The organism is Streptomyces sp. NPDC045026 (genome assembly GCF_056432625.1).
On sequence record NZ_JBWKIS010000036.1, the window covers coordinates 68,198 to 79,748 of the forward strand.

Genomic DNA, 11,551 nt, shown 5'->3' on the forward strand with positions numbered 1-11,551 from the left:
ATGCGAGACGTCATTGTGGGCATGATGGTTTCCCTCGACGGCTACATCGAGGGACCGGACCGCGACATCAGCTGGCATGTGGTCGACGAAGAGCTGCTCCGCTACCGCAACGCGGAGCTCGCCGGGATGAGCGCCTTCCTGGACGGGCGGGTCATCCATGAGCTCATGGCGGCGTACTGGCCGACCGCCGACGCCGACCCGGACTGCAGCGAGACGACGGCCGAGTTCGCCGCGATCTGGCGGAACATGCCCAAGATCGTGTTCTCCAGGACGCTGGAGCAGGCCGAAGAGAACACGACGATCGTGCGGGACGTCGTCGTGGAGGACATCCTGGCGCTCAAAGCGCAGCCCGGCGGGGACATGGCGCTCGGCGGGGCCGATCTTGCGGCCGCTTTCATGGAGCACGACCTGGTCGACGAGTTCCGCGTGTACGTCAATCCGGTGCTGATCGGGGGCGGGAAACCGCTGTTCCCGGCGTCGGGCCGCAGGGTCCCGCTACGGCTGGTGGAGAGCCGGACGTTCGGGAACGGGGTCGAGCTGCTGCGCTACCGGCGCGCGACGGAGACGGTCTCGTAGCCCCCGTACCGCGGATACGGGACCGCCCCGGTCGGCTGGTGCCGACCGGGGCGGAACGCGTCAGACCGGGAGTGCTCAGGCGAGCGACGCGATGGCCTGGTTGAACGTGGCCGACGGGCGCATGATCGCCGCGGCCTTGGCGGCGTCGGGCTGGTAGTAGCCGCCGATGTCGGCCGGGTTGCCCTGGACGGCGATCAGCTCGTCGACGATCGTCTGCTCCTGCTCGCCGAGGGTCTTGGCGAGCGGCGCGAACGCCTCGGCGAGCTGGGCGTCGTCGGTCTGCTTGGCCAGCTCCTGGGCCCAGTACAGGGCGAGGTAGAAGTGGCTGCCGCGGTTGTCGATGCCGCCCAGCTTGCGGCTCGGCGACTTGTCCTCGTTGAGGAAGGTGCCGGTCGCGCGGTCGAGGGTGTCGCCCAGGACCTTGGCGCGGGCGTTGCCCGTGGTGGTCGCGAGGTGCTCGAAGGAGACCGCGAGGGCGAGGAACTCACCGAGAGAGTCCCAGCGCAGGTAGTTCTCCTTGACGAGCTGCTGGACGTGCTTCGGGGCGGAGCCGCCGGCGCCCGTCTCGAACAGGCCGCCGCCGTTCATCAGCGGGACGACGGAGAGCATCTTCGCGCTCGTGCCCAGCTCGAGGATCGGGAAGAGGTCGGTCAGGTAGTCGCGCAGCACGTTGCCGGTGACGGAGATCGTGTCCTCGCCGCGGCGGATGCGCTCCAGGGAGAACGCGGTCGCCTCGACCGGGGACATGATCTCGATCTGCAGACCGTCCGTGTCGTGGTCGGCCAGGTACGTCTTGACCTTCTCGATGAGCGTCGCGTCGTGCGCGCGGCCCTCGTCGAGCCAGAACACGGCCGGGTTGCCGGTCGCGCGGGCGCGGGTGACGGCGAGCTTGACCCAGTCCTGGATCGGCAGGTCCTTGGTCTGGCAGGCGCGGAAGATGTCGCCCTCGGCGACCTCCTGCTCCAGGACCACGTTGCCCGCGGCGTCCACGAGGCGGACGGTGCCCGCGGCCGGGATCTCGAAGGTCTTGTCGTGGCTGCCGTACTCCTCGGCCTTCTGCGCCATGAGGCCGACGTTCGGCACCGAGCCCATGGTGGACGGGTCGAAGGCGCCGTTGGCGCGGCAGTCGTCGAGGACGACCTGGTAGACGCCGGAGTAGCTGCTGTCGGGCAGCACCGCGAGGGTGTCGGCCTCCTCGCCGTCCGGGCCCCACATGTGGCCGGAGGTGCGGATCATGGCCGGCATGGACGCGTCGACGATGACGTCGGACGGTACGTGCAGGTTGGTGATGCCCTTGTCCGAGTCGACCATGGCGAGGGCGGGGCCCTCGGCGATCTCGGCCTCGAAGGACGCCTTGATCTCGGCGCCCAGGTGGGGCACGGAGTCCAGGCCCTTGAGGATGGTGCCGAGGCCGTCGTTCGGGGACAGGCCGGCGGCGACGAGCGCCTCGCCGTACTTCGCGAACGTCTTCGGGAAGAAGGCGCGCACGACGTGGCCGAAGATGATCGGGTCGGAGACCTTCATCATCGTGGCCTTGAGGTGCACGGAGAACAGGACGTCCTCGGCCTTGGCCTTGGCGATCTGCTCCGTGAGGAACTCGCGCAGCGCGGCGACGCGCAGCACGGAGGCGTCGACGACCTCGCCCGCGAGGACCGGTACGGACTCGCGCAGGACGGTGGTGGTGCCGTCGGCGGCCGCCAGCTCGATGCGCAGGGTGCCGGGCTCGGCGATGACCGCGGACTTCTCGGTGGAACGGAAGTCGTTGACGCCCATGGTGGCGACGTTGGTCTTCGAATCCGGCGTCCACTTGCCCATGCGGTGGGGGTGGGCCTTGGCGTAGTTCTTGACCGACGCGGGGGCGCGGCGGTCGGAGTTGCCCTCGCGCAGGACCGGGTTGACGGCGCTGCCCTTGACCTTGTCGTAACGGGCGCGGACGTCCTTGTCCTCGTCGGTCTGCGGGTCGTCCGGGTAGTCCGGCAGCGCGTAGCCCTGGCCCTGCAGCTCGGCGATGGCCGCCTTCAGCTGCGGGATGGAGGCCGAGATGTTCGGCAGCTTGATGATGTTCGCGCCGGGCGTCTTCGCCAGCTCGCCGAGCTCGGCGAGCGCGTCGTCGATGCGCTGGCTCTCCGCGAGGCGCTCCGGGAAGCTGGCGATGATCCGCCCGGCCAGCGAGATGTCGCGGCTCTCCACACTGACACCGGCGGTCGAGGCGTAGGCCTCGACCACGGGCAGGAACGAATACGTCGCGAGGGCCGGGGCCTCGTCGGTGTGCGTATAGATGATGGTCGAGTCAGTCACCGGGTGCTCCGCTCCACAGTCTGCGTCTCTCGTCTGCAACATTGCTCGACATCAAGATATCTCGTGACCGACCCCCTCTCGACAGGACCCCGCACCGGATCCGGCACCGGATCCGGGCCCCCTCCCCCGGCACGCTCCACCGGCCCGCACAATCCCGGATCCTCTGGACCATTGGTACAGTCATCCGGCGATCACCGCCCCGCGAAGGAGGCCGCAGCTCCATGGCCGTGGACGAGTTGGACACCCGCATCCTGCGCCTCCTCCTGGAGCAGCCGCGCACGAGCGTGCGTGAGTACGCCCGCATCCTCGGCGTGGCCCGCGGCACGCTCCAGGCGCGCCTCGACCGGCTGGAGCGCGACGGGGTGATCACCGGCACCGGCCCGGCCCTCTCCCTCACCGCGCTCGGCCACCCGGTCCTCGCGTTCGTCCACATCGAGGTCACGCAGGGCCATCTGGAAGAGGTGGGCGACGCGCTCGCCGGCGTCCCGGAGATCATCGAGGTCTTCTCGATCACCGGCGGCGGAGACCTCCTGACGCGGGTGGCGGCCCGCGACAACGGCCACCTGGAGGACATCATCCAGCAGCTCAACCGGCTGCCCGGAGTGGTCCGCACCCGTACCGAGGTCGCCCTGCGCGAGCGCGTGCCGCACCGGGTCCTGCCGCTCGTCGCGGCGATCGGCCGGGCCGCCGCCGAGCGCCGCTGACCACGGCCTTGGCATCCTGGAGCGCATGAGCACCCTGGGCAGCACCGCCGTCGTCTTCGATCTCGACGGAACCCTCGTGGACAGCGAACCGAACTATTTCGAGGCGACCCGACGCACCCTCGCCGAACACGGCGTCCCGGACTTCACCTGGCAGGAACACGAGTCGTACGTCGGTATCAGCACCCACGACACCATCGAGATCCTGCGGCGCACGTACGCCATCCAGGCCCCGGTCGAGGCACTGCTCACGGAGATGAACACCCGCTATCTGGCGCTCGCCCGGACGGCTACAGCGGTCTATCCACAGATGCGGAAGTTCGTGGAGCGGCTGCACGAGGCGGGGGTGCCGATGGCCGTCGCGTCCGGATCGCCGCCGAAGGCCATCGACGCGATCCTGTCGGGCACGGGCCTCGACGCGCAGCTGAGGGTCTTCGTCTCGGCGGACGAGGTCGCCCACGGCAAGCCCGCGCCCGACGTGTTCCTGGAGGCGGCGCGCAGGCTCGGCGTGATGCCCGCGCACTGCACGGTGGTGGAGGACGCGATTCCGGGAGCCGCGGCCGCGTACACCGCGGGGATGCGGTGCATCGCGATCCCGTATGTGGCCACGCAGGCCGAAGATCCGGCGTTCGCCACGGCGGGGCTGCTGTTCCGGGGCGGGCAGCGGGAGTTCACGGCCGAGGCCGCGTACGACTGGCTGGCGAGGACGGCCACTGCGGGCAGGTGACCACCGCGGCTCCCTTGGCAACAGCCGACCTCCCAGGACCTCCCAGGACCTCTCTGGACGGATCGTCCAGCTCTTTATAAACTGTCTGCATGTCCGACCCCGGTCACACCCATCTCATGGAGCAGCTCCAGCAGGTCGCCAAGGGGCTCGCGGCCACGTTCGCACCGTTCTGCGAGGTCGTCGTGCACGACCTCGACGACCCGGACCACGCGATCGTCGCCATCGAGAACAACCTGTCGGGCCGTTCCGTGGGCGATCCCGCCACCGAACTCGGGCTCGCGCGTCTGGCCGACGACGCGTACCCACAGGTCGTGGCGAACTATCCGAACCGGTTCGCGGACGGCCGCCGGGTCAAGAGCACGTCGATCGGCATCAAGGACGAGCGGGGCCACTACGCCGGCGCGCTCTGCCTGAACATCGACATGACCGTCTTCGACGGCATCGGCACCGTGCTCGACCACTTCGGCCGCCTCGACGGCGCCGCCGACCCCGCCGAGTCGCTCGACCCGGCGAACGGCGATGCCATCCGCGCCCGGATCGACGCGTTCGCCGCCGACCGCGCGACCACTCCGCGCGCCTTGCGGACGACTCAACGCCGGGAGCTGGTACGGGAGTTGAAGGCGCAGGGCTTCATGGAAGTACGCCGGTCGGCAGGCATCGTCGCCGACCACCTGGGTGTGTCGAGGGCGACGGTGTACGCGGATGCCAAATGAGAGGGAGTCCCCCATGACCGACCTGCCGACCTACGACGACGTGGTGCGCGCGCACGAGCGCGTCGCGCCGCACGCCCACCGCACCCCCGTGCTCACCTCGCGCCTCACCGACTCCGAACTCGGCCTCTCGCTCCACTTCAAGTGCGAGAACTACCAGCGCATGGGCGCCTTCAAGTTCCGCGGCGCGTTCAACGCGCTGTCCAGGTTCTCCCCGGAGCAGCGCCGCGCCGGCGTCGTCGCCTACTCGTCCGGCAACCATGCACAGGCCGTGGCGCTCTCCGCCGCGATCCTGGAGATGCCCGCGACCATCGTCATGCCGCACGACGCGCCCGCGGCCAAGCTGGCCGCCACCAAGGGGTACGGCGCGGAGCTCGTGATGTACGACCGCTACAGCGAGAACGTCGAGGAGATCGGGCACCGGGTCGCCGCCGAGCGCGGCCTGACGCTGATTCCCCCGTACGACCACCCGGATGTGATGGCGGGCCAGGGCACCGCGGCCAAGGAGCTGTTCGAGGAGGTCGGCGAACTCGACGCGCTGTTCGTGCCGTTGGGCGGTGGCGGGCTGCTCTCCGGGTCGATCCTCGCCGCCCGCGCCCTGTCCCCGGGCTGCGCCGTCTACGGCGTCGAACCCGAGGCGGGCGACGACGGCCGGCAGTCCCTGCGAGCGGGCCGCATCATCGACATCGACACCCCGCAGACGATCGCGGACGGCGCGCAGACACGGCACCTCGGCAAGCACACCTTCGCCGTCATCAAGGACGGCGTCGACGACATCCTCACCGCCACGGACGACCAGCTCGTCGAGTGCATGCGGATCTTCCACACCCGGATGAAGACCGTCGTCGAGCCGACGGGCTGCCTCGGCTTCGCCGCCGCCCGCGCCCTGGCCGGGCAGCTGCGCGGCCGCCGCGTCGGCGTGATCGTCAGCGGCGGCAACGTCGACGTCGAACGCTTCACGGAGCTGCTCCGGCCCTGAGGCGCCACTCAGTAGCGCTGCGCCTTGGCGATCTTCGCCGTCAGCTTCATCTCCGGGGGCTTGCGGCTGATGGCGAGCGGCTGGGCCCGCTTGCCGGGGTCGAGGTCCTCCGCGCCGACGTACCGGGTCTCGACGACCTTGCCGTCGGCGTCCTTGAAGTCGACCTGCACCGCGTACGACGCCTTCTTGTCGGTGCGGTTGGTGATGTTGACGACGACGGCGAACACGCCGCCCGTCTGGGACCGCGGCTTCCCGGTGAGGGCGACGTCGGCCATGGCGTTGCCCTGGCCCTTGACCTTCATGAGTTCACTGGCGGCCGCGGCATTGGCGCGTTCCACCTCGGCCGACACGGAAGCCTCGAACTCCGAGGCCCTGGCCGACGCGGAGCTCGCCGCCGCCGAGGCCGCCGCCTTCGCGGAGGCGACGGCCGACTCGGCGGCCGACGCCATCGCGGAAGGCGGGGTGCCGGAGAAGGAAGCCGTATTGGGGGGCGTCGCGCGCGGGCTGACGCTCGACGAACTGCCGTTGCCGCTGTCCGTGCTGCATGACACGAGGGCCGCGACGCTTGTGGTGACGGCGAGCACCGCGAGGACGGCCGTCATGGACCGCCGCCGGCGCGGCGCAGGCTTCTTCCCGGGGGAACCGGCATTCATTCAGACGTCTCCTTGCATCGTGTTGCCTCTTTGCGAAAGCTCTGGCTCAGTAGCGCATGATGGCGACGATTCCCGTCCCGTCCGGGAGGGTTGCGTCGGGGACGAAACGCACCTCGGCGCCCGTCTCCAGGGCCCGTTCGACCAACTCGTCGACGATGTCGTCGTGGGCGTCCAGGTCGCCGGGCTCGGCCGGGACCAGGTGGTCGCCGTCCAGCCGGACAGTGGTGCGGAAGTGCTCCTCCACGACGAGTACGCGGACCCGCCCGGCGGCGACGTGCTCCCCCACCTCGTCCACCCCCGCGGCGAACTCCCGCCAGCCCCGCGCGCGCTCGATGTCCGCCATGGTGGCGGCCACGCGCTGCTGCTCCTGTGCGGTGACGGCGGGCAGCACGGCCTCGCGCACAGCTTCGGCGCCGGCGCTTGCGAGCCCTCCGTGGGCCACGGGGACGGCGTGCTCGGTGGCGGTTCCGACCTCGTTCAGCAGGGTGACGGCCGCCTGCTCACCGGCGACGTACAGCCGCATGGTGGGGGCGAGGGCCTCGTCGAGCGCTGTGTCGACCGCCCGCAGGAACTGGCGGGTCCGCTCGTCGCGGTAGGTGCTCGGCAGGTCCCCGATGCGCTCCTTGCGCTCGGCGTCGGGGTCGTCCAGGCTCCGGGTCAGCGGGAACCCGGCGATGCGCTGCTCCACCAGGCGCCGCGCGTCACCCCTCCAGAGCACGGCGCGGTCCGCCGAGACGGCGAGGACCCAGTAGGGCTGTTCGGCGGTGTACGCGGCGACGAGATTGCGGGTCAGGAAGGTGTCCGCGAGGACGACCCGTTCGGGGACGGTGCGCGGCAGCGACCACACGTGGTGCTCGCCCGGAGAGGCGAAGATCGCCAGACCGTCCTCGGCGTGGTCGAGGTCGATCTCCGCGAGCGCCAGATCCAGCTGCTCGACGACGCCCTGGCGGCGCTCCGGGCTCACCGCGGGATCGGCGTCCAGTTCCTTGGCGGCGTCGGCCAGCAGATTGCGCAGCCGGATGGGGTCCTGCGCGTTGTCCGGCTTGCGCCGGTGCGTGGGCACGAGCACGGACACCGCCGGATACTGCCGGGGCCGTCGCAGCGAGGCGAGCACGGCCGGGGTCAGTTCGGGCTGCATGGGAGCGCCTTCCGGAGGCGTGCGGGGTTCACAAGGCTTCCTCGATGCACGATATGCCCGAATTTCTGGTTCGGCGCGCGGTGCTGCTCCCCGCTCCCCTTCGGGGGGCATACGGAACATTTAGCGATTACCGTCGTCGCCTGTCGGATCCAACGCCCACGGCCAGAGGAAGACATGACGAGGGCAGAAGGCACATCGTGATCAGCAACGACACCACGGCCGAGCCGGCGCTCGAGCAGACACTTGGCGTCTATTCCGAGGTCGGCACGCTGCGCAAGGTCCTGGTCTGCGCGCCCGGCCTCGCCCACCGCAGGCTCACCCCGACCAACTCGGACGACCTGCTCTTCGACGACGTGATGTGGGTGGAGAACGCCCAGCGCGACCACGCCGACTTCGTCGACAAGCTGCGCGGGCGCGGCGTCGACGTCGTCGAACTGCACGAACTCCTCACCGAGACCATGACGATCCCCGAGGCGAAGGCCTGGCTCCTGGACCGCAAGATCGTCGCGAACGAGGTCGGTCTCGGCCTCATGGACGACACCCGGGCATTCCTCGACGAGCTCAGCCCGCACCGTCTCGCCGAGTACCTGATCGGCGGTCTGGCCACCACCGACCTGCCGGACGAGTTCCGCTCCGACTACGTCGCCCTCGTCCGCGAGTCGACGGGCGTACGCGAGTACCTGATGCCGCCCCTGCCCAACACCCTCTACACCCGCGACACCACGTGCTGGCTGTACGAAGGCGTCACCCTCAACCCGCTGTACTGGCCCGCACGCCGCGACGAGACCCTGCTGATGAAGGCGATCTACACGTTCCACCCCGGCTTCATGGGCTCCACCGTGTGGTGGGGGGACCCCGAACGGGACTGGGGCCAGGCCACGTTCGAGGGCGGCGACATCATGCCCGTGGGCAACGGCGTCGTCCTGATGGGCATGAGCGAGCGCACCTCACGCCAGGCGATCACCCAGGTGGCAGCCGCGCTGTTCGAGAACGGCGCGGCGGAACAGGTCATCGTCGCCGGCATGCCGAAACTGCGGTCCGCCATGCATCTGGACACCGTCTTCACCTTCGCGGACCGCGACGTCGTCACGCTCTACCCGGCCATCATGGACGCCGTCCACACCTTCACGCTGCGCCCCGGCGGCGATCCGTCCGGCCTCCACATCACCGACGAGGGGTCGCGCCCGTTCGTCGACGTCGTGGCGAAGGGTCTCGGCCTCGGCGCGCTGCGCGCGATCGAGACCGGCGGCGACATCTACGCCTCCGAGCGCCAGCAGTGGGACAGCGGCAACAACGCCGTGGCGGTCGAGCCCGGCGTCGTCATCACGTACGACCGCAACACCCAGACGAACACCCTGCTGCGCAAGGCGGGCGTCGAGGTCATCACCATCGTCGGCGCGGAGCTCGGCCGGGGCAGAGGGGGCGGGCACTGCATGACATGCCCGCTCATCCGGGACCCGGTCGACTTCTGACCGGCGCCGAGTGCCCCCGACTCAGCTTCCGTACGCGTAGAAGCCCCGCCCCGACTTCCGGCCGAGGGCGCCCGCGGCGACCATGCGGCGCAGCAGCGGCGGGGGCGCGTACAGCGGCTCCTTGAACTCGTCGTACATCGACTCCGCGATGGACTGGGCGGTGTCGAGGCCGATGAGGTCGAGAAGGCGCAGCGGGCCCATGGGGTGGGCGCAGCCGAGCACCATGCCGTTGTCGATGTCCTCGGCGGACGCGGCGCCCGACTCCAGCATCCTGACCGCGGCGACGAGATACGGGATGAGCAGGGCGTTGACGACGAAGCCCGCCCGGTCCTGGGCGTGGACGACGGTCTTGCCGAGCCGCCGCTCGGCGAAGTCCGTCACCGCGTCGGTGACGGACTGCGCGGTGAGCTGGGTCGGGATGACCTCGACGAGGCGCTGTACGGGTACGGGGTTGAAGAAGTGGACGCCGACGACCTGCTCGGGGCGCGAGGTGACCGCGGCGAGGTCGATGATCGGGATGGAGGAGGTGTTGGAGGCGATGACCGCGTCCCCTCCGCCGAGCACCCGGTCGAGCTCCTTGAACACGGCGGTCTTCACGTCGGGCTGCTCGGCGACGGCCTCGACCACCAGGTCTCGGTCGGCGAAGTCGTCGAGGTCGGTGGTGAACTCCAGCCTGGCGAGGGCGGCTTCACGCTCGTCCGCGCTCAGCTTCCCGCTGCGCAGGCCGCGGTCGAGGGACGCGGTGATACGGGACCGGCCCGCCGCGAGCGCCTCTTCACCGCGCTCGGCGACCAGGACGTCGAGACCGGCGCGGGCGCAGACCTCCGCGATACCCGATCCCATCAGGCCGCAGCCCACCACGCCCACTCCGGCGAACTCACGCATCGAAGAACGTCCTCTCTCACGGCGGCTCACGTTTGCCGGGCCACCAGTTGTCGTCATACGGCAGGGTCACTGCCAGTCGGTGCGTCCGCCCGTGTCGCACAGCTCGAAGACCACTTCCCCGGCGTCGGGGTCGCTGCCGGCCACGGGTCGCACCCGGGCCCCGATCCACACCAGGTTCGGGGCGGCGCCGACGACGCGGCACCGGAACACGAAGCCTTCGGGGAAGCGGACGAGGGACTCGTTGCGCGCCGTTCCCGTGTACCGGTTCACGACGCTGGACTGCACGACGACGCCCAGCCCTTCGCTGTGCTCGGGCTGAAGATCGCTCGACGCGCACACCGGGCACAGGAGCCGCCTGAAGGAGGCGGTGCCGCACCATCGGCAGCGCTGGATCGTCAGGCCGGTCCCGTCGTGCCGGGTCGGCGGGGTATGGGACACCTCGTGCCCGGTAGGCGCGGTGTGGATTGCTGTCTCGGACACGGCTCGGCCCCCTGCGCTCGGCTCTGATGCGCGGCGCCTTCGCGTCGGCGCCTTCGCACCGTATGGCACTGAGTGCCGGACTGTAAAGGTACTGAGTGCCAAATCTGGCCGGATCCACCCCGGGCCGAGCCCTCAGCCCTGCCCGAGGGCCGACTCGATCCGCTGCACGACCTGCCACATCGGGGCGCCCTTCGGGGCGACCATCACGACCACCTCGTCCTCCGTGGCGGCCCGCGTCACACCCTCGTCCGCACCGCCCCACACACCGCGCACCATCGCGAGAGCGTGGTCCACGGCCGCGTACGGGTCTCCTTCACCACCCGAACGGAGCCAGGAGCGGAGCCCGTTGTTATGGGCTGCGACGACGGACGCGGCGATCACCTCGGCCCGCAGGGCGCCGTCCCGCTCCCCCTCGAAGCGCGCCCGCAGATAGCCCGCGAGCGTGCGCTCGTAGCGCCGCACCACCGACAGTTCGTACGTCCGCAGGCCGGGCACCTCACGCGTCAGGCGGTAACGCTGCACGGAGAACTCGGGGTTGGCCGCGTACATGCGCAGCACGAGGCGCGCCGCGTCGGCGACGGTGCCCACCGGGTCGTCGCCGTCGGCCTCTTCGAGGAACGCGGTCATGTCGGCGAGGCAGCGCTCGTGATCCGGGAAGACCGCGTCCTCCTTGGACGGGAAGTACCGGAAGAACGACCTGCGCCCGACGCCCGCCCGGGCGACGATGTCGTCGACCGTGGTCCGTTCGAAACCCCGGTCGAGGAAGAGCTGGAACGCCGCCTCGGCGAGCACCTCGCGCATCGGCGCCTTCTTGGCCGGTCTGGTCGCCTCAGTCATGCCGGGAACGTAACACCGAAGCGGCTCGTCTGGCACCACGTACCTTGCCAGAGGGTACTGAGTGCCATAGTGTCGCTTTCAGGAACCACACCAGG

At 70.2% G+C, this 11,551-nt stretch carries 12 protein-coding genes; 6 read left to right on the forward strand and 6 right to left on the reverse strand.

Going from position 1 to position 11,551, the window contains the following annotated elements; all coding sequences use genetic code 11:
* Positions 1-576, forward strand: coding sequence for a dihydrofolate reductase family protein (locus tag AC07EJ_RS41300; protein WP_389484692.1), 576 nt, complete (start codon positions 1-3; stop codon positions 574-576).
* A 75-nt stretch (positions 577-651) separates the two neighbouring features.
* Here AC07EJ_RS41300 and AC07EJ_RS41305 read toward each other — a convergent pair whose 3' ends face one another.
* Positions 652-2,874, reverse strand: a complete 2,223-nt coding sequence (locus AC07EJ_RS41305; RefSeq protein ID WP_389484694.1) for an NADP-dependent isocitrate dehydrogenase — start codon at positions 2,872-2,874, stop codon at positions 652-654.
* A 221-nt stretch (positions 2,875-3,095) separates the two neighbouring features.
* Between AC07EJ_RS41305 and AC07EJ_RS41310 the strand changes: the two genes are divergently transcribed.
* The 4 genes from AC07EJ_RS41310 (at position 3,096) to AC07EJ_RS41325 (ending at position 5,991) form a co-directional block, all read left to right on the forward strand.
* The gene (locus AC07EJ_RS41310; RefSeq protein ID WP_389484697.1) at positions 3,096-3,578 is read left to right on the forward strand and encodes an Lrp/AsnC family transcriptional regulator; all 483 of its coding nucleotides are present in this window, start codon (positions 3,096-3,098) and stop codon (positions 3,576-3,578) included.
* A gap of 25 nt (positions 3,579-3,603) precedes the next feature.
* Entirely contained in the window at positions 3,604-4,302 is a 699-nt protein-coding gene (locus tag AC07EJ_RS41315) for an HAD family hydrolase (RefSeq protein ID WP_389484699.1), read from the forward strand.
* 89 nt (positions 4,303-4,391) lie between these two features.
* On the forward strand, positions 4,392-5,015 hold the full coding sequence (locus AC07EJ_RS41320; protein WP_389484701.1) for a helix-turn-helix transcriptional regulator: 624 nt from the start codon (positions 4,392-4,394) through the stop codon (positions 5,013-5,015).
* Positions 5,016-5,028: 13 nt separating this feature from the next.
* Positions 5,029-5,991 (forward strand): threo-3-hydroxy-L-aspartate ammonia-lyase, encoded by a 963-nt coding sequence (locus AC07EJ_RS41325; RefSeq protein ID WP_389484703.1) that lies wholly within the window; start codon positions 5,029-5,031, stop codon positions 5,989-5,991.
* Positions 5,992-5,999: 8 nt separating this feature from the next.
* Here the strand turns inward: AC07EJ_RS41325 and AC07EJ_RS41330 are convergent, their stop codons facing one another.
* Complete coding sequence (locus tag AC07EJ_RS41330; RefSeq protein WP_393587576.1) at positions 6,000-6,644, reverse strand: hypothetical protein; 645 nt, start codon at positions 6,642-6,644, stop codon at positions 6,000-6,002.
* 46 nt (positions 6,645-6,690) lie between these two features.
* Positions 6,691-7,782, reverse strand: coding sequence for a baeRF3 domain-containing protein (locus tag AC07EJ_RS41335; protein WP_389484706.1), 1,092 nt, complete (start codon positions 7,780-7,782; stop codon positions 6,691-6,693).
* 197 nt (positions 7,783-7,979) lie between these two features.
* Between AC07EJ_RS41335 and AC07EJ_RS41340 the strand changes: the two genes are divergently transcribed.
* On the forward strand, positions 7,980-9,254 hold the full coding sequence (locus AC07EJ_RS41340; RefSeq protein WP_393587574.1) for an arginine deiminase: 1,275 nt from the start codon (positions 7,980-7,982) through the stop codon (positions 9,252-9,254).
* 21 nt (positions 9,255-9,275) lie between these two features.
* Here the strand turns inward: AC07EJ_RS41340 and AC07EJ_RS41345 are convergent, their stop codons facing one another.
* From AC07EJ_RS41345 to AC07EJ_RS41355, 3 genes are all read right to left on the reverse strand, one after another.
* Positions 9,276-10,139: a 3-hydroxybutyryl-CoA dehydrogenase gene (locus tag AC07EJ_RS41345; RefSeq protein ID WP_393587572.1), complete on the reverse strand. Its 864-nt coding sequence runs from the start codon at positions 10,137-10,139 to the stop codon at positions 9,276-9,278.
* A 66-nt stretch (positions 10,140-10,205) separates the two neighbouring features.
* Positions 10,206-10,577 carry a Zn-ribbon domain-containing OB-fold protein gene (locus AC07EJ_RS41350; RefSeq protein ID WP_389484890.1) on the reverse strand — a complete coding sequence of 124 codons (372 nt, stop codon included), beginning with the start codon at positions 10,575-10,577 and terminating at the stop codon, positions 10,206-10,208.
* Positions 10,578-10,751: 174 nt separating this feature from the next.
* Positions 10,752-11,420 (reverse strand): TetR family transcriptional regulator, encoded by a 669-nt coding sequence (locus AC07EJ_RS41355; protein WP_389484893.1) that lies wholly within the window; start codon positions 11,418-11,420, stop codon positions 10,752-10,754.
* Positions 11,421-11,551: the final 131 nt, after the last annotated feature.